Genomic DNA, 17559 nt, shown 5'->3' on the forward strand with positions numbered 1-17559 from the left:
GTTTCTTAATGATCGTTGTGGGCTGCACGCGCGCGTGCGTCACGCCATTCCGGCGCGAGTACGGACCACACTTCGAGGTCCTGGCGCACGCCCCGGTACGGGTAGGTCTCCCGGAGCACACCCTCGCGGCTCATGCCCAGCCGCCGCGCCACGTTGATGCTCGGTTCGTTGGCGGTCGACGCCTGCCACTCCACCCGGTGGATGCCGCGCTGGTCGACCGCCCAGTCGATGAGGATCCGCATGGCGCGGGTGACCAGCCCGCGTCCCGCGCCGGCCGGCTCCAGCCAGCAGCCGACCTCGCAGGTGCCCCGCTCGGCGTCGAAGTGCAGGAACAGCACACCGCCGACGAGCTTCCCGTCCAGCCACAGCCCGTGCAGGCTGCCGGTGTCGGCGGCGCGCTTGTCGGCGTACGACTGGAGGAGCTCGCGTGCGGAGTCGGCATCCGTGGCGTTCGCCCCGAAGGGGATGTGCTGCCCGATGAACTCACGTCCCCGGTCCAGGTGCGCCAGGAACTCCTCGGCGTGCCAGGGCTCCAGGGGTCGCAGTTCGGCGCCGTCCTCACCCAGGGATATCGCGTACATCCTGCTGCCGCTCCTTCACGAGTACGTCCCTCAGCGCGTCGTCGCGCGCAGCGGGAATCGTCGCATGGGAGGGGCTGGCGGGGACGGCAGGGCTGGACTCGGACGGTTCGATGCTGATGCGGGGCAGGCGGCGGTCGAGCCAGCGGGGCAGCCACCAGTTGGCGCCGCCCAGCATGTGCATCAGGGCGGGCACCAGGAGCGTACGCAGGACGAAGGCGTCGAGCGCGACCGCGGCGGCGAGCGCGATGCCGAACATCGCGATGACGCGGTCGCCGCTGAGCACGAAGGCCAGGAAGACCGAGATCATGATCACGGCGGCGGAGTTGATCACCCGGCTGGTCTCGGCGAGGCCGACGCGGACGGCCCGCCGGTTGTCGCCGGTCTCCAGCCATTCCTCGTACATCCGGCTGACCAGGAAGACCTGGTAGTCCATGGAGAGTCCGAAGAGCACGGACACCATGATCACGGGCAGGAATGGTTCGATCGGGCCCGCGCTGCCCAGGCCGAGCAGTTCGCTGCCCCAGCCCCACTGGAAGATCGCGACGACGACGCCGAAGGCGGCGGCGACGGCCGCGACGTTCATCGCGGCGGCCTTCAGGGGTATGCCGATGGAGCGGAAGGCGAGCAGCAGCAGAAGGCAGCCGAGCCCGATCACGACGCCCACGAACAGCGGCAGCTTGCCGATGATGACCTCGGCGAAGTCGTCGTAGCCGGCCGTGACCCCGCCGACGTGCACGTCCAGCGAGGTGTCCGTCTCGGCACGCGGGAGCACGTCGGTGCGCAGCCGGTCGACGAGGTCGCTGGTCTTCTGGGACTGCGGTGAGGACTCCGGCACGACGGTGAGGTACGCGGTGTCGCGATCCGTGTCGTACGTCACCGGGGTCACCGAGGCGACACCCTCGGTCGACCGGAGCATGGCGTCGAGGTTCTCGAGGGCGAGCCGGTCCTGGGCGCCGTCGACCTCGGTGACGAGGGTCAGCGGGCCGTTGACGCCGGGGCCGAAGCCGTCGGCCAGCAGGTCGTACGCCTGACGGGTGGTGGCGGTCTCCGGGTTGTTGCCCTGGTCCGAGGTGCCGAGGTGCAGGCCGAGCGTGGGCAGCGCCAGCACGGTCATGACGGCGAGGGCGACGACTCCGAGCAGCTTGGGGTGCCGCTCGACGAAGGCGGACCAGCGGGCGGCGAGCCCGGTGGGGATCTCCGGCGCGGGACCGTGCTCGTCCAGGTGGCGGCGCTCGCGACGGCTGAGGGCGCGCATGCCGATGAAGGAGAGCAGCGAGGGCAGCAGGGTCACGGAGGCCGCGACGGTGAGGATCACGGTCAGGGACGCGGCGATCGCGACGCCGTTGAGGAAGCTGAGCCGCAGGATGAGCATGCCGAGCAGGGCTATGCACACCGTTGCGCCCGCGAAGACGACGGCGCGTCCGGTGGTGGCCACGGCGTTCCGCGCGGCCTCCTCGACCGGCAGCCCGCGCTTCAGTCCGCGGCGGTGTCTGGTGACGATGAAGAGTGCGTAGTCGATGCCGACGCCGAGGCCGATCAGCATGCCGAGCATCGGCGCGAAGTCGGCGACGGTCATGAAGTGGCCGAGCAGCACGATCCCGGCGTACGCCGTGCCGACGCTCACCAGAGCCGTGGCGATCGGCAGCATGGAGGCGGCGAGCGAGCCGAAGGCGAGGAAGAGAACCACGGCGGCGACGATCACGCCGACGATCTCGGCGACATGGCCGCCCGACGACTCGGTGAGCCCGATGGCGTTACCGCCCAGCTCGACCTGGAGCCCGTCCGTCTCCGCGTCCTTGGCGGTGTCCACGACGGCCTGTACATCGGCCTGGTCGACGTCCTTGGACTGCTCGTCGAAGGTGACCGTGGCGTAGGCGGTACGCCCGTCGGCGCTGATCCGACCGGCGCTCTGGCTGTCGTACGGGTCGGTCACGGAGGCCACACCGGGCAGGTCCTCGATCTTGTCGAGGGTGACCGTCATCGTCTGCTCGACATCGGCGGCCCGTACGAAACCCCTGTCGGATCCGGTGTGCCAGACGATCGTGTCGCTGTCCCCGCCGAGGTCCGGGAAGCTCTTCTGCAGCAGCTGGGCGGCACGGCCGGATTCCGTGCCTGGCACCTTGTAGTCGTTCGAGTACGCGGATCCGGCGACCGCTGCGACGACGGTCGTACCGCCGAGCGCGAGGATCCAGAGCAGAACGACCAGAAGGCGGTGCCGGACACACCAGCGTGCGAGTGCTGCCACGAACGAGCTCCCGTGGGGGGGGATTGTGGATCTTTACCGGGAACCGCCCGCAAAGAACACATGAGCAATACGTGGACAACTCTTGCAGGCCGTAGAGATCGTTAGCCGTTTTCGTGGACTTACTCACAGAAATGCGAGGGACTTCACAGCACGCTTATGTGAATCCCCTCGCATTTCCCGGCGTCCGCCGCGCCCGGCGAATTGCCGCCGGATACGCTCGCGCGTTTCAGCCGGACACGCTCGCGCGCCCGTTCTCGATGTGCCCCATCAGACGCCGGCGGAAGGCGGCATCCCCGGCGGCCGTCACCTCCACGTCGTACCAGCCGTGGGCGTCTCGTGTGGCGTGCGCGAAGGCGACCGCGCGACCCGGCTGCACGGTGAACTTCCGGTCGCCGGCACCCGAGTAACCGAGCTGCCGGACGGTGAAGGTCAGCTGCCTGCTTCCGGTGTTGCGGAACGTGAGGCGCAGGGCGCGCGCGCCTGCGTCGACGGTGGAGGCGAGCTCGGCACGCGCGCGTGTGTCTCCCATGAACTCGCGCCGGAAGCCGTTCGGTCCGGTCACCGTGAAGTCGTACGACGTCCCCCGCACCGGCACGTCCCAGACGCCCTCCCGCTCGACGTCCTGGTGCTGCGGGTTCTTGAACTCGCCGGCGTACGGATAGAGCGCGAAGTGCGCGCTGGAAGTGCCGGCGTTGACGAGCCGTACACGTACCTTTGCGTCCTCCACGCGCGCGTGGGCGTCGGGCTGGTACGGCAGCGGGCGCGCCGGGCGGGTGCCGGGCTCCTGCTGGGGCATCGACTGCCGCGCGGGCGGCTGCGGGTTCCAGCGGCCGGTGAACGGCGGAATGGCACCGGGCTGCTCGACCTCCGGCTGCGGGTGCCCGCTCCGGAAGTCGAAGGCGCCGGTGAGATCGCCGGTGACGGCGCGCCGCCAGGTGCCGATACTGGGTTCGCGCACGCCGGTCCACTTCTCCAGGAAGCGGATCACGGAGGTGTGGTCGAAGACCTCGGAGCAGACATGGCCGCCGACGGTCCAGGGTGAGACGACCAGCGTCGGGACGCGCGGCCCGAGTCCGGTGGGCAGGCCCTTGAAGTACTCCTCCTCGTTCCCGGCGGCCGGAACAGGCGGGGGAACGTGATCGAAGAAGCCGTCGTTCTCGTCGTAGTTGATGAACACGGCGGTGGACCGCCAGACCTCGGGATGCGAGGCGAGCGCGTCAAGCACCTTGTAGACGATCGTCGCGCTGTGGACGGGCGAGGACACGGAGGGGTGCTCGGAGTCGACGGCCGAGGGCACCAGGTACGTCACCTTGGCGAGCTTCCCGTCCGCCACATCCTTGGCGAACGCCTCCGCCAGCTTGCCGGTGGGCACCCGGCGCAGCCCGCGCTCGAACAGCGAGCGCTCCTCGGCGCCGAGCGTGGCGACACCCTCCTCCAGGACGGCCAGCAGCCGCTCGCGCTCGGCCTCGTCAGCGGTGTCCCGGACCTTCGCGTAGAAGGCCTCCAGGTAGGTGAACTCGGTCTTGGCCAGGACCTTGCGGGCGATCGCCTTGAAGGTGGTGAAGAACTCGACCTGGTTGTCGGTGAAGTTCTCCCACTCGGTGTACGTCTGCCAGCTCACGCCCGCCTTCTCCAGGCGCTCGGGGTACGTGCCCCAGTCGTAGCCGGGGTGGGTGCCCTCGTCGTACGCGTCGTTGTCGACGGCCCGGTCGCCGTTCGCCTCGTAGCCCGTCCTACCGCTCCACAGGTGGTTGCGGTTGGGGCTGGTGGAGGTGTGGATCGAGGAGTGGTAGGCGTCGCAGACGGTGAAGGTGTCGGCGAGCTCGTAGTGCAGCGGGAGGTCCTCGCGGGTGTAGTACGCCATGGTCGCGGGCGTCTTGGCCTTGATCCAGCCGTTCATCCACCCGTCGTTCCAGGCCGTGCCGCCGCCGGTCCAGGAATGGTCGAGCGCCCCGATGTACTGGAGGTCCTTCTGCTGGGCCTCGGCGGCCTCGCGCACGGAGAACGGCAGGACGGTGCGCGAGGCGTCCGGCTGCTCGAAGACCGACGTCCCCTCGGGCAGGCGGATCGCGTTGCGGTCGGAGAAGCCGCGGACGCCGCGCAGGGCGCCGAAGTAGTGGTCGAAGGATCGGTTCTCCTGCATCAGGATCACCACATGCTCGACGGCCTCGAGACCGCCGCTCGGCGGTTCCTGGGCGAGCGCCTCCTGGAGGGAGGGCGGCAGGAACGAGCCGATGGCGGCGGCGCCGAGCGCGCCGCCGCCGAGGGCCATGAGCCGTCTGCGGGTGATCTCCGATGATGATGCCGAGGGTGACAAAGCCGACCTCCCAGTCGAGACCAATGGTTCGTGAGTGACCCATTGACAGTCCGGCTGGGAACGTAGTGACGGCAGATGACGGAGGGAAGTACCGGAACGGGCCGAGAGGCGAACGTCCAAGGGTTCGCCCCAAAGGTCCGGCTCACACCCCTCCGGACGACTTCTCCCCGTGCGGCAGATAGCCGTGCAGAAACGCCCGCACCCCCGAGACGATCAGCTCGTCCTGCTCCTCGTCCGGCATCGGGATCACCCCTCCGTACGTGCGATCGCTGATCTCGGACCCGGTCAGCAGGATGAAGTGGGTCGCGGCCCGCTCCGGGTCCGGGGCGTCCAGCAGCCCCTCCTCGGCCAGCTCCCGGAAGCGGGCGGCCACCTCCTTGAGAGCGCGGTCGGGCCCGGACGCCCGCCAAGCGTCCACGAACTCCTGCGGAATATGGCCGATTTCGGCTCGCATCTGCCGTACGACGGCGAAGTGGTCGCCGTACTGGTACATCGGACGCATCCAGGCGTGCGCGAAGTCGACGAGGTCCGCCTCCAGGTCCGTGACCTTGTACAGCCGCCGGTCGATGGCGTCGACATGGGCCCGTACGACTTCCTCGGAACCCTCCACGATGACGACGCGGAAGAGCTGCGCCTTGCCCTCGGGGAAGTGGTTGTAGATCGTGCGGGTGGAGACCCCCGCCTCCTTGGCGATGGAGTCGATTCCGGCGCGGGTGTAGCCGTCGCGCCCGAAGACCCGACGCGCCCCCCGCACGATCGCCTGCCGCTTCTCGGCGAGCCCCTGTCTCACGCGTCCTGCCCCTTCCTGTCGTCTGTCACGGTAGCCGGACCTGGAAAGTTACAACGAACGTTGCATTAACTGCCATGACAGTTGTACTTTCCTGGCATGACGAACTCATTCACCGCACCGACCCTGTCCAAGGCCCCGCTCCGGGTCGCCGTCCTGACCGGCTCCACCCGCGAGGGCCGCTTCGGACCCGTGATCGCCGACTGGTTCCTGAAGTTCGCCGCCGAGCGCGGCGGCGGTCTCGAAATCGACCCCATCGACCTGGCCGAACACCCACTGCCCGATGTCGTCTCTCCGGAGCCGCATCCCGAGGCCGCCCCGGTCACGGCACGCCTGGCGGCGGCGGACGCCTTCGTGGTGATCACGCCCGAGTACAACCACAGCTTCCCGGCTCCCCTCAAGAACGCCATCGACCTGCACTACACCCAGTGGCAGGCCAAGCCGGTCGGCTTCGTCTCGTACGGCGGCATGGGCGGCGGTCTGCGCGCGGTCGAGCACCTGCGGCTGGTCTTCGCCGAGTTGCACGCCGTGACGATGCGGGACACGGTCAGCTTCCACATGGCGTGGGAGGACTTCGCCGAGGACGGCTCGCTGCTGCGGCCCGAGATCCCCGAGGGCGCCGCCAAGGCATTGCTGGACCAACTGACCTGGTGGGGGCGGACGTTGCGAGCGGGTCGCGCCGTTTCCGCGTACGCGGCCGCATGAGCGCCACTCTGCCGAAGGGGACCGGGAGCGCACCGGTCCCCGCCATTCCCCGGCACGCCCTGGCCGTCGCGGGCGTCGTGGTCCTCGGCTCGTTCATGACGGTCCTCGACATGACCATCGTCAATGTCGCCCTGGACCAGCTGTCGCGCGCCTTCGACGCACCGCTGTCGGTGGTCCAGTGGACGGTGACCGGCTACTCGCTCGCGCTGGCCACCGTCATCCCGGTCACCGCGTGGGCGGTGGGCCGGTACGGCGCGAAGCGGGTCTTCCTCACCGCCGTCACGCTGTTCACGCTCGGCTCGGCGCTCACGGGCCTCGCCTGGAACGCCGGTTCGCTGATCACCTTCCGGGTGCTTCAGGGGCTCGGCGGCGGCATGATCGTGCCGGTCGCGATGACCGTGGTCCTGCGCGCGGCCCCGCCTGAGCGCAAGGGCACGATGATGGGCATCCTCGGCATCCCCGTCCTCATCGGCCCGATGGCGGGGCCGATCCTCGGCGGCGTCTTCACCGACGCGCTCTCCTGGCGCTGGATCTTCTTCGTCAACGTCCCGGTCGGCGCCCTGACCCTGCTGCTGGGCGCGCGCGTCCTGCGCGGCGACGACGAACGGCTCCACCGCCCACTGGACCTGCCCGGCCTGCTCACGCTCTCCCCCGGTCTCGCGGCCCTCCTCTACGGCCTGACGCTGGGCGGCGAGCGCGGCACCTTCGCCGACGCCGGCGTCGTGGTCCCACTCGTCGCCGGTACGGGGCTGGTGGCGGCCTTCGCGATACGGGCGCTGCGAGCCGCCCATCCCCTGCTCGATCTGCGGTTACTGCGCAGGGCGTCGTTCGGGCGGGCGGTGGCGACGATGGTGCCGTTCTCGGCTGCGTACTTCGGCTCGATGATCCTCGTACCGCTGTACTGGCAGCAGGGGCGCGGCCTGAGCGCCACGGCGGCCGGGTTGCTGATGGCGCCTCAGTTCCTGTTCAGCGGAACGGTGATGCAGTTCTCCAGCCGGATCTCGGACCGCGTCGCGACCCGCACGATCGTCGTGCCCGGCATCCTGGTCGCCGCCGCGGGCTTCTGCGCCTTCGCCCTCCAGGCCGGGTCCGACACCCCGTACTGGCGCCTGGTCGCCTCGCTCGCCGTCATGGGCACCGGCGTCGGCATGACCAACATGCCGGTCATGGCCTCGGCCACGCGCGGCCTCGCGGACGGTGAAGTCGCCGCCGGCAGTACGGCGTTGAACATCATCCTGCAGATGGCCGCGTCCGTCGGCACGGCCCTGACGGCGCTGCTGCTCACGGCAACGGACGGGTTCCGTACGACATTGCTGTGCGGGGTGGGGTTGATGGCGCTGGCGTTGCCGGTGGCGGTGCGGTTGCCGAATCGCCGGCCCTGAATGCCAGAAAACGCCGGTCGGGCTGGAGTGCTCCAGCCCGACCGGCGTTCAGACGTGCTCGCGAGGGCTAGCCCTCGACGCCCAGCTTCTCCAGGATCAGTTCCTTGACGCGCGCCGCGTCGGCCTGACCCCGCGTGGCCTTCATGACCGCGCCCACGAGGGCGCCCGCCGCGGCCACCTTGCCGCCGCGGATCTTGTCCGCGATGGCCGGGTTACCGGCGATGGCCTCGTCGACGGCGGCCGTGAGAGCGCCCTCGTCCGAGACGACCTTCAGGCCACGCTTCTCGACGACCTCGTCCGGGGTGCCTTCGCCCGCGAGAACGCCTTCGATGACCTGACGGGCCAGCTTGTCGTTGAGGGAGCCGTCCTTGACCAGCGTGGTCACACGGGCCACCTGCTCGGGCGTGATCGGCAACGCGTCGATCGGGCGCCCCGACTCATTGGCGTTCCGGGCCAGTTCGCCCATCCACCACTTGCGGGCCGAGGCCGAGTCGGCACCCGCCTCGATCGTGGCGGCGATCAGGTCGACCGCGCCCGCGTTCAGGATCGACTGCATGTCGTGCGCGGAGATGCCCCACTCCTCGCGCAGCCGGTTGCGGCGTACCCGCGGCAGTTCGGGCAGGCCCGCCCGCAGCTCCTCGACCCACTCGCGGGTCGGGGCGACGGGGACGAGGTCCGGCTCGGGGAAGTAGCGGTAGTCCTCCGCCTCTTCCTTCACGCGCCCGGAGGTCGTGGAGCCCGTGTCCTCGTGGAAGTGGCGGGTCTCCTGGATGATCGTGCCACCGCTGCTCAGGACGGCGGCGTGCCGCTGGATCTCGTACCGGCAGGCACGCTCCACCGACCGCAGCGAGTTGACGTTCTTCGTCTCGGAGCGCGTGCCGAACTTGTCGGTGCCGTTCGGGCGCAGCGAGAGGTTCACGTCGCAGCGCATCTGCCCCATCTCCATGCGGGCTTCCGACACACCGAGCGCCTTGATGAGCTCGCGCAGCTCGGCGACGTACGCCTTGGCGACCTCGGGCGCGCGCTCCCCCGCTCCCTCGATCGGCTTGGTGACGATCTCGATGAGCGGGATGCCGGCGCGGTTGTAGTCGAGGAGGGAGTGCGAGGCGCCGTGGATACGGCCCGTCGCGCCGCCCACGTGCGTGGACTTGCCGGTGTCCTCCTCCATGTGGGCGCGCTCGATCTCCACACGGAAGATCTCGCCGTCCTCCAGCTGGACGTCCAGATAGCCGTTGAAGGCGATCGGCTCGTCGTACTGGGAGGTCTGGAAGTTCTTCGGCATGTCCGGATAGAAGTAGTTCTTCCGGGCGAAACGGCACCACTCGGCGATCTCGCAGTTCAGCGCGAGACCGATCTTGATCGCGGACTCGACACCGGTCGCGTTCATGACCGGGAGCGAGCCGGGCATGCCGAGGCAGGTCGGGCAGGTCTGCGAGTTGGGCTCGGCGCCCAGCTCCGTCGAACAGCCGCAGAACATCTTGGTCTTGGTGCCGAGTTCGACATGGACCTCGAGGCCCATGACGGGGTCGTACGACGCCAGCGCGTCCTCGTACGACACCAGGTCGGTCATGGTGGTGGTCACGGTGAAACTTCCCTCTCAGCCCAGCAGGACGTCGTCGTCGCCCAGCCGCTTCAGCTCGCGGTAGAGCAGTGCGAGACCGGTGACGACGCCGGCGGCGGTCACCACGGCGTCGACGAGCCGCAGTGTGTCGTTCTCGACGCGGGCCTTCTTGATCTGCTTGGCGACACCGATCGCGCCGAACGCGGTCGTGGCGATGGACAGGTACGTGCCGGACTTCGACTTCTTGAAGCCCTTGGCCTTCGACAGTGCCTTGCTCACAGCGACGGAGCCTCCTCGATCAGCGGGTGGCCCCAGCGTTCCACGAAGGCGGCCTCGACCGCGGCGCCCACCTTGTAGAGGCGGTCGTCCTGCATCGCGGGGGCGATGATCTGCAGACCGACCGGGAGGTTGTCCTCCGGCGCGAGGCCGCAGGGCAGCGACATGGCGGCGTTGCCCGCCAGGTTGGTCGGGATGGTGCACAGGTCGGCGAGATACATCGCCATCGGGTCGTCGGCGCGCTCGCCGATCGGGAAGGCGGTGGTCGGCGTCGTCGGGGAGACAATCACGTCGACCTGCTCGAAGGCCTTCTCGAAGTCGCGGGTGATGAGCGTACGGACCTTCTGGGCGCTGCCGTAGTACGCGTCGTAGTAGCCGCTCGACAGGGCGTACGTGCCGAGCATGACGCGGCGCTTGACCTCGTCTCCGAAGCCCGCCTGGCGGGTGAGGGAGGTGACGTCCTCGGCGGAGCGGCTGCCGTCGTCGCCGGTGCGCAGGCCGTAGCGCAGGCCGTCGAAGCGGGCGAGGTTGGAGGAGCACTCGGACGGCGCGATCAGGTAGTACGCGGACAGCGCCAGGTCGAAGGACGGGCAGTCCAGCTCGACGATCTCGGCGCCCAGCTCCTTGAGGAGCGCGACCGACTCGTCGAAGCGCTGGACAACACCGGCCTGGTAGCCCTCGCCGCTGAACTGCCTGACGACGCCTACGCGCATGCCCGCCACGCTGCCGTTGCGGGCGGCCTCGACGACGGGCGGTACGGGCGCGGCGATGGAGGTCGAGTCGAGGGGGTCGTGACCGGCGATGACCTCGTGGAGGAGGGCCGCGTCCAGGACCGTACGGGCGCAGGGCCCGCCCTGGTCGAGGGAGGACGAGAACGCCACCATGCCGTACCGGGACACGCCGCCGTACGTCGGCTTCACCCCGACCGTGCCGGTGACGGCGGCGGGCTGGCGGATGGAGCCGCCGGTGTCGGTGCCGATGGCAAGGGGGGACTGGAAGGAGGCGAGGGCGGCGGAGGACCCACCGCCGGAGCCGCCGGGGATACGCGTCAGGTCCCACGGGTTGCCGGTCGGCCCGAACGCGCTGTTCTCGGTGCTGGACCCCATGGCGAACTCGTCCATGTTGGTCTTGCCGAGGATGACGACGTCGGCGGCCTTCAACTTCTTGGTGACGGTCGCGTCGTACGGAGGAATCCAGCCCTCGAGGATCTTGGAACCGACGGTGGTCGGGATCCCCTCGGTGGTGAAGATGTCCTTGAGCGCGAGGGGCACACCGGCGAGGGGCCCGAGCTTCTCCCCTCGCTCCCGCTTCTCGTCGACGGCACGGGCCTGGGCGAGCGCGCCCTCCCGGTCGATGTGCAGGAAGGCGTGCACCTTCTCGTCGACGGCCTCGATACGGGCGAGGTGGGCCTCGGTGACCTGCACGGCCGTGAGCTCGCCGGCGGCGATCTTCTGGGCGATCTCGGCGGCGGTGAGCTTGATGATGGTGACGTTGCTGTCCGTCATGTCGGGTTACTCCTCCCCCAGGATCTGCGGCACCTTGAAACGCTGCTGCTCCTGGGCCGGGGCCCCGGACAGCGCCTGCTCGGAGGTGAGCGACGGACGGACCTCGTCCGCGCGCATGACGTTCGTCAGCGGCAGCGGGTGGGAGGTCGGCGGTACGTCTTGGTCGGCGACCTCGCTGACGCGGGCGACCGCGCCGATGATGTCGTCGAGCTGACCGGCGAAGTGATCGAGCTCTTCGTCCTTCAGCTCCAGACGCGCCAGCCGTGCGAGGTGGGCGACCTCCTCGCGCGTGATGCCAGGCATGCAGCGATCCTCAGGGGTGAGTGTGTGTGCTTTGCGCCAATCCTATGGCGCCGGTGCGGGTGGCTGCGCCCGGGTTTCCTTTCTGCTCCCGCCCTCTGGGGTGCTGTGCCCCTAAACGACCCGCCCCGGATCATCGGCCGCAGCCGCGGGCAGCGCGGCCCGAGGCCGCTGCCACCCCCTGGACCCGCGGGCCCGAAGCCACGCGGTGGTCTCCTCCGCGGGCATCGCCGCGGCGACCAGCCACCCTTGAACCGCGTCGCATCCGAGATCCCGGAGCCGCTCCCACGTCTCGTCGTCCTCCACCCCTTCGGCAACGACAAGCAGCCCCAGCGAATGCGCGAGATCGACGGTGCAGCGAACGATCTCGGCATCCTCCGTGTCAACGGCCAGCCGAGCCACAAAGGACCGGTCGATCTTCAACTCGCTCACGGGCAGCCGACGCAGATGCACCAGCGAGGAGTACCCGGTCCCGAAGTCGTCCAGCGACATCTTCACCCCGTGCCCGGTCAGCGCGGCCAGCGTGGCCGCGGCCCGGTGCGGGTCCTCGAGCAGCACATGCTCGGTTATCTCCAGCTGCAACGCCCCCGCCGGAACCCCGTGCCGCGCAAGCCGCGCGGCAACCCCTCCGGCGAACCCCGGCGTGTGCACATCCCGCGGCGACACATTGACGGCCACGGGCACATAAAGCCCCTGAGCCCGCCACCGGGCCACCTGCCCGAGCGCCGTCTCCAGCACATACTCCGTGAGATGCGGCATCAGCCCGGACGACTCGGCAATCGCTATGAACTCGTCCGGCGGCACCTTCCCCCGCTCGGGATGCACCCACCGTACGAGCGCCTCGAGCCCGGCCACCTGCCCGTCGAAGCGGACCTTCGGCTGGTAGTGCAACTCGACGTCCCCGGTATCCAGAGCCCGGCGCAGATCCCCCAACAGCCCCAGCCGGTCAGGGGTGTTGGAGTCCCGCTTGGACTCGTACACCTCCACTCCCGTACGGTCCCGCTTCGCCTGGTACATCGCGACATCCGCCCGCCGCAGCAAGCCCTCCGCGTCCAGCGCGTGATCGGGGAAGACGGCGAGCCCGGCACTGGCCTCCAGCACGAGCGTCAGCCCGTCGAGATCCAGCGGCGAACCGAGCGCCGCGACGAGGTTACGAGCCACCCGCGTCGCAGACGTCGTCGAGTCGGCGACGGGCAGCAGTACGGCGAACTCGTCACCACCGAGCCGCGCGGCCTCCGCCCCGCGCGGCAACGCCAGCCGCAGCCGATCCGCTATCTGCAACAGCAGCCGGTCCCCCGCAAGATGCCCCAGCGTGTCATTCACGGACCGGAATCGATCCAGGTCGATCAGCATCAGTGCGGAACGCGCACCGATCCGCTCGGCGTCATCCAGCGCCGTCCAGGTGCGTTCGAGGAGCCACTGGCGGTTGGGCAGCCCGGTGAGCGGGTCGCGCAGTTGTTCCTCGGCCCGGGCGCGGGCTATCCACAGGCTGAAGTCGAGCGCGATGAGGGGGATCGAGAAGAGCGGCAGCAGTACGGGGAGGGACATCGCGACGACGCAGATCAGCGGGGCGATACCGAGCAGCGCCACGGCCACGAGCCCATGTCTGACCAGGGCCGTACGAGCGACGGTCGGCACACCGGCACGGGGCGCATGGAGGTACCACAGGAGCGCGCGAGTCACAGCGAGATAGGCGACTGCCACCAACACCACCTCGGGCGCGGTGTAGACGGTCCAGCTCTCCGGGTTCCAGGGCTTCTCCACGGACGGGACCCGGCCGAAGATGGCCAGCACCAGCGCACCGCCGCCGATACCGAGAATGTCCACCGCCCCTTGCAGCACACCCTGCCGCCAGCGGTGTCGGCGGGCTATGCCGACGAGTACGACGACGGTGAGGCTGACCATTCCCGCCGGCACCCAGCCGTACAGCAGCAGGACGGCGAGCGTGAGGGCGGCGCCGGAGCCCGTGCCGCCCCACCAGCGGGCGCGGCCGAGCGCCACCAGATGGCCGACGATGATGCCGACCAGCACGGCAAGGGACCAGCCGACGGAACCGGACGGAAAGAGCGCCTGGTGTCCGGTGAACCCCCGGAAGAAGCCCGCGCCCAGCACGAACCCGGCCGCCGCGACGACCGCCGTGGGCAGTGTGGGCCAGTACGTCTGCCGCTCGGGTTCATGGCCCGGCAGCCCGTGCCCGGCGCCGCTGTTCACCCGGCCGGGCATTCCGAGCCCGGAGCCGGCGTTCCCCCGGCCCGGTCCGCGCGTGTCCGCGCCCGGCCCGTGCCCGTCCACCACGGTGCGCTGTCCGGCGGCACCCAGGGACGCCCCCCATCGCCGCATGCCGGCCACCCAGCGCGGGCGCAGCCGTGAATCAGGGGCGGCGCTCTCGGTCGGTTCCATTCCCGTCCCTCTCACAGCCGGCGGTGCCCACGCCACGCGGCCCGATGCCCGACACCCTCAACGGCACCGCGTCTGAAAACTCTTCCCCCGCTCTTGACGAGCGGGGGATGCCCCGACCGCAGCTGGGCACGGCAGGCGCACATCTCAACAGTAGGCCGCAGAAGGCTTCTACGGGCACCGGTCGTCTACGGTTGCCCGAATGCGACCAGGCCACCCGCATGCATCTGGTATGCGCCGAACGGGTGACCTTCAATCCCTACTCCTCCATCGGAAGCGCGACTTCAGCGGCTGCTTCCGGACCTTGTTCGAGCAGAACGGCAAAGCCGTCCTCGTTCAGAACAGGCACTTTGAGCTGCATCGCCTTGTCGTATTTCGATCCAGGATTGTCACCTACGACCACGAAAGACGTCTTCTTCGAAACCGACCCGGTCACTTTCGCGCCCCGGCTCTGGAGTTTCTCCTTGGCGCCGTCCCGGGTGTGGTGCTCGAGCGTTCCGGTGACGACGACGGTGAGTCCTTCGAGCGGGCGCGGTCCTTCGTCCTCGCCCGAACTCTCTTCCGCCATCCGGACACCGGCGTCCCGCCACTTGCGCAGGATCTCCTGGTGCCAGTCCACCGCGAACCACTCTTTCAGGGAGGCCGCGATGATCGGGCCGACTCCCTCGGTGGCGGCCAGCTCCTCCTCCGTGGCCTGCTCGATTCTGTCGATCGAGCGGAACTCGCGCGCCAGTGCCTCGGCCGCGACCGGCCCGACATGACGGATCGACAGCCCGGTGAGCACCCGGGCGAGCGGGCGGCTCTTGGCGGCGGCGATGTTCTCCAGCATGGCCAGCGCGTTCTTCTTGGGCTCGCCCTGCTGGTTGGCGAAGACCGTGGCGATCTTCTCCTCGCCGGTCTTCGGGTCCCGCTTCGGCAAGCCGCTGTCCTGGTCGAGGACGTACGCCTTGATGGGCAGCAACTGCTCGATGGTGAGGTCGAAGAGATCGCCCTCGTCCTTGAGGGGCGGCTCGGCGGGCTCCAGGGGTTTGGTGAGCGCGGCGGCGGCGACGTATCCGAAGTTCTCGATGTCCAGGCTCTTGCGGCCCGCGAGGTAGAAGAGGCGCTCGCGCAACTGGGCCGGGCAGGTGCGGCCGTTGGGGCAGCGCAGGTCGATGTCGCCCTCCTTGGCGGGCGCCAGCGGTGTGCCGCACTCGGGGCACTCGGCGGGCATCACGAACTCCTGCTCGCTGCCGTCGCGCAGGTCGACGACCGGGCCGAGGATCTCCGGGATGACGTCACCGGCCTTGCGCAGCACCACCGTGTCGCCGATGAGGATGCCCTTGGCCTTGACCACGTCCTGGTTGTGCAGCGTCGCGAACTCGACCTCGGAGCCCGCCACCGTGACCGGCTCCACCTGCGCGTACGGCGTGACGCGGCCGGTGCGGCCCACGCCCACCCGGATGTTGACCAGTTTGGTGTTGACCTCCTCCGGCGCGTACTTCCACGCGATCGCCCAGCGCGGGGCGCGCGAGGTGGAGCCGAGGCGGCCCTGGAGGGGGATCTCGTCGAGCTTCACGACGACGCCGTCGATCTCGTGCTGCACGGAGTGGCGGTTTTCTCCGTAGTACGCGATGAACTCCCGTACGCCGTCGAGGTCGTCGACCACCTTGCTGTACGGGGTCGTCGGCAGGCCCCATTCGCGCAGCAGGTCGTAGGCCTGTGAGAGCCGGTCGAGTCCGTCGAAGCCCTCTCGGGCACCGATGCCGTGCACAACCATGTGCAGCGGGCGGGTGGCGCTGACGCGGGGGTCCTTCTGGCGCAGTGAACCCGCTGCGGCGTTGCGCGGGTTGGCGAAGGGCTTGTCGCCGGCCTCCACCAGGCGGGCGTTGAGCTCCTCGAACTTCTCCATCGGGAAATAGACCTCGCCGCGGATCTCCACGAGGTCGGGGATGCGGTCACCCCTCAGACGGTCGGGGACCTCGGCGATCGTGCGAACGTTCGGCGTGATGTCCTCGCCCATGCGGCCGTCGCCGCGGGTCGCCGCGCGCGTGAGGCGGCCGTGCTCATAGGTGAGGTTGACCGCGAGGCCGTCGACCTTCAGCTCGCACAGGAAGTGGTGGTCGGACGTGCCGACCTCCTTGGCGACGCGGTCGGCCCAGGCCGCCAGCTCCGCTTCGTCGAAGGCGTTGTCCAGCGACAGCATGCGCTCGCGGTGCTGGACGGCCGTGAACTCCGTCTCGTACGCCCCCGCCACCTTCTGGGTCGGCGAGTCGGGCGTACGCAGCTCGGGATACTCCTCCTCCAGGGCCTCCAGGGCGCGCAGGAGCTGGTCGAACTCCGCGTCGCTGACGACCGGCGCGTCCTTCACGTAGTACCGGAAGCGGTGCTCCTCGATCTGCTCCGCCAGCTGCGCGTGCTTCTCCCGTGCCTCGGCGGGCACGGGCCCCGCAGTCGAGCCAGTCTGTGCGTCCTTGTCGCCGGCCACCGTGTTGTCCTCCCGTTACTCTGGGTTGTCCGCGAGGGATCTCGCCGCCTGGACGCAGTGGGCGAGCGCCCGGCGCGCGTACTCGGGCGAAGCACCCGCGAGTCCGCACGTCGGAGTGACCGTGACCGACTCCGCGAGAAGCCCCGGATTCAGCCCCAGCCTGCGCCACAGCGACCTGACACCCATGACGCTACCGGCAGGGTCTGACAATGGGCCGTCCGTGCCCGGCACGATGCCCGCGAACAGCTTCGTACCCCCTTCGACTGCTTCCCCGATCGCGTCGTCGTCACGCTCGGTGAGGAGCCCGAAATCGAAGGAGATCGCGGTGGCTCCGGCCCGGCGCAACAGGGCGAACGGGACATCGGGGGCGCAGGTGTGCACGACGAGGGACCCTGTTTCCTGCACACCCGCCACGTCCCGCAGGGTGGCCTCGACAACCTGGCGGTCCACGGCCCGGTGGGTGCGGTAGCCGCTCGCCGTCTTCACCTGGCCGCGCAGGACGGCGACGAGCGAGGGCTCGTCGAGTTGCAGCACGATCTGGGCGCCGGGCACCCGCCGTCGTACGTCGTCGAGGTGGGCGCGCAGTCCCTCGGCAAGCGATCCGGCGAGGTCACGGCAGGCGCCGGCATCGGACAGCGCCACCTGACCATTCTTCAGCTCCAGCGCCGCCGCGAGCGTCCAGGGCCCCACCGCCTGCACCTTCAGCGGCCCCTCGTACCCCTGCGTGAACTCCTCCAGCGCGTCGAGATCCTGGCGGAGCCAGGCCCTGGCCCGCCGGGTGTCCCGCCCCGGCCGGTCCCCGATCCGCCATCCACTGGGCTCCACGCGCGCGTACAGCTCGACCAGCATCCCGGCCGTCCGCCCGATCATGTCGGCCCCTGGCCCCCGGGCAGGCAGCTCCGCCAGATACGGCATCCCCGTCTCCGGCCCCTCAAAGGTCCCGGTCACGGTCTTGGCGGCCTCCCGGGCGTCCTCGCCCGGCATCGACCCGATCCCGGTCGCGGGACCAGGCCTGAACTCGCTGTTTTCGCTCACG

At 69.7% G+C, this 17559-nt stretch carries 13 protein-coding genes; 2 read left to right on the top strand and 11 right to left on the bottom strand.

The window, feature by feature from the left end; all coding sequences use genetic code 11:
* Window positions 1–5: 5 nt before the first annotated feature.
* The 4 genes from ACYVO6_RS03705 to ACYVO6_RS03720 all read right to left on the bottom strand — a co-directional run bounded on the left by ACYVO6_RS03705 (window position 6) and on the right by ACYVO6_RS03720 (window position 5933).
* Entirely contained in the window at window positions 6–581 is a 576-nt protein-coding gene (locus ACYVO6_RS03705) for a GNAT family N-acetyltransferase (RefSeq protein ID WP_461057155.1), read from the bottom strand.
* A complete protein-coding gene (locus tag ACYVO6_RS03710) occupies window positions 559–2826 on the bottom strand; it encodes an MMPL family transporter (RefSeq protein ID WP_461057157.1) in 2268 nt (755 codons plus the stop codon). Before ACYVO6_RS03710 ends, ACYVO6_RS03705 begins: the two co-directional genes overlap by 23 nt.
* A 226-nt stretch (window positions 2827–3052) precedes the next feature.
* Entirely contained in the window at window positions 3053–5098 is a 2046-nt protein-coding gene (locus ACYVO6_RS03715) for a phosphocholine-specific phospholipase C (protein ID WP_461057479.1), read from the bottom strand.
* Window positions 5099–5285: 187 nt separating this feature from the next.
* A complete protein-coding gene (locus ACYVO6_RS03720; protein ID WP_461057159.1) occupies window positions 5286–5933 on the bottom strand; it encodes a TetR/AcrR family transcriptional regulator in 648 nt (215 codons plus the stop codon).
* A 96-nt stretch (window positions 5934–6029) separates the two neighbouring features.
* On the opposite strand from ACYVO6_RS03720, the gene ACYVO6_RS03725 reads away from it, so the two are divergent.
* Complete coding sequence (locus ACYVO6_RS03725; protein WP_461057161.1) at window positions 6030–6635, top strand: NADPH-dependent FMN reductase; 606 nt, start codon at window positions 6030–6032, stop codon at window positions 6633–6635.
* Window positions 6632–8017 (top strand): DHA2 family efflux MFS transporter permease subunit, encoded by a 1386-nt coding sequence (locus ACYVO6_RS03730; protein ID WP_461057163.1) that lies wholly within the window; start codon window positions 6632–6634, stop codon window positions 8015–8017. The genes ACYVO6_RS03725 and ACYVO6_RS03730 overlap by 4 nt, the downstream gene beginning before the upstream one ends.
* A 67-nt stretch (window positions 8018–8084) precedes the next feature.
* On the opposite strand, the gene gatB is transcribed toward ACYVO6_RS03730, so the two are convergent.
* The 7 genes from gatB to ACYVO6_RS03765 form a co-directional block, all read right to left on the bottom strand.
* The gene (gatB, locus tag ACYVO6_RS03735) at window positions 8085–9599 is read right to left on the bottom strand and encodes an Asp-tRNA(Asn)/Glu-tRNA(Gln) amidotransferase subunit GatB (RefSeq protein ID WP_461057165.1); all 1515 of its coding nucleotides are present in this window, start codon (window positions 9597–9599) and stop codon (window positions 8085–8087) included.
* A gap of 15 nt (window positions 9600–9614) precedes the next feature.
* Complete coding sequence (locus ACYVO6_RS03740) at window positions 9615–9857, bottom strand: hypothetical protein (protein ID WP_165256369.1); 243 nt, start codon at window positions 9855–9857, stop codon at window positions 9615–9617.
* Entirely contained in the window at window positions 9854–11359 is a 1506-nt protein-coding gene (gene gatA, locus ACYVO6_RS03745; protein ID WP_461057167.1) for an Asp-tRNA(Asn)/Glu-tRNA(Gln) amidotransferase subunit GatA, read from the bottom strand. Before gatA ends, ACYVO6_RS03740 begins: the two co-directional genes overlap by 4 nt.
* 6 nt (window positions 11360–11365) lie before the next feature.
* Window positions 11366–11662, bottom strand: a complete 297-nt coding sequence (gene gatC, locus ACYVO6_RS03750; protein WP_381680996.1) for an Asp-tRNA(Asn)/Glu-tRNA(Gln) amidotransferase subunit GatC — start codon at window positions 11660–11662, stop codon at window positions 11366–11368.
* 111 nt (window positions 11663–11773) lie between these two features.
* Window positions 11774–14059: a putative bifunctional diguanylate cyclase/phosphodiesterase gene (locus tag ACYVO6_RS03755; RefSeq protein ID WP_461057170.1), complete on the bottom strand. Its 2286-nt coding sequence runs from the start codon at window positions 14057–14059 to the stop codon at window positions 11774–11776.
* 256 nt (window positions 14060–14315) lie between these two features.
* The gene (ligA, locus tag ACYVO6_RS03760) at window positions 14316–16523 is read right to left on the bottom strand and encodes an NAD-dependent DNA ligase LigA (RefSeq protein WP_461057172.1); all 2208 of its coding nucleotides are present in this window, start codon (window positions 16521–16523) and stop codon (window positions 14316–14318) included.
* A gap of 15 nt (window positions 16524–16538) precedes the next feature.
* Window positions 16539–17558 (bottom strand): methionine synthase, encoded by a 1020-nt coding sequence (locus ACYVO6_RS03765; RefSeq protein ID WP_461057480.1) that lies wholly within the window; start codon window positions 17556–17558, stop codon window positions 16539–16541.
* Window position 17559: the final 1 nt, after the last annotated feature.

Source organism: Streptomyces pseudoechinosporeus (assembly GCF_054783935.1).

What these genes read in the sequence shown, in the direction of transcription:
- gatC (WP_381680996.1), bottom strand. Translation starts at nt 11,662, where the DNA reads ATGCCTGGCATCACGCGCGAGGAGGTCGCCCACCTCGCACGGCTGGCG.
- ACYVO6_RS03755 (WP_461057170.1), bottom strand. Translation starts at nt 14,059, where the DNA reads ATGGAACCGACCGAGAGCGCCGCCCCTGATTCACGGCTGCGCCCGCGC.
- ACYVO6_RS03730 (WP_461057163.1), top strand. Translation starts at nt 6,632, where the DNA reads ATGAGCGCCACTCTGCCGAAGGGGACCGGGAGCGCACCGGTCCCCGCC.
- ACYVO6_RS03725 (WP_461057161.1), top strand. Translation starts at nt 6,030, where the DNA reads ATGACGAACTCATTCACCGCACCGACCCTGTCCAAGGCCCCGCTCCGG.
- ACYVO6_RS03705 (WP_461057155.1), bottom strand. Translation starts at nt 581, where the DNA reads ATGTACGCGATATCCCTGGGTGAGGACGGCGCCGAACTGCGACCCCTG.
- gatA (WP_461057167.1), bottom strand. Translation starts at nt 11,359, where the DNA reads ATGACGGACAGCAACGTCACCATCATCAAGCTCACCGCCGCCGAGATC.
- ACYVO6_RS03715 (WP_461057479.1), bottom strand. Translation starts at nt 5,098, where the DNA reads ATGGCCCTCGGCGGCGGCGCGCTCGGCGCCGCCGCCATCGGCTCGTTC.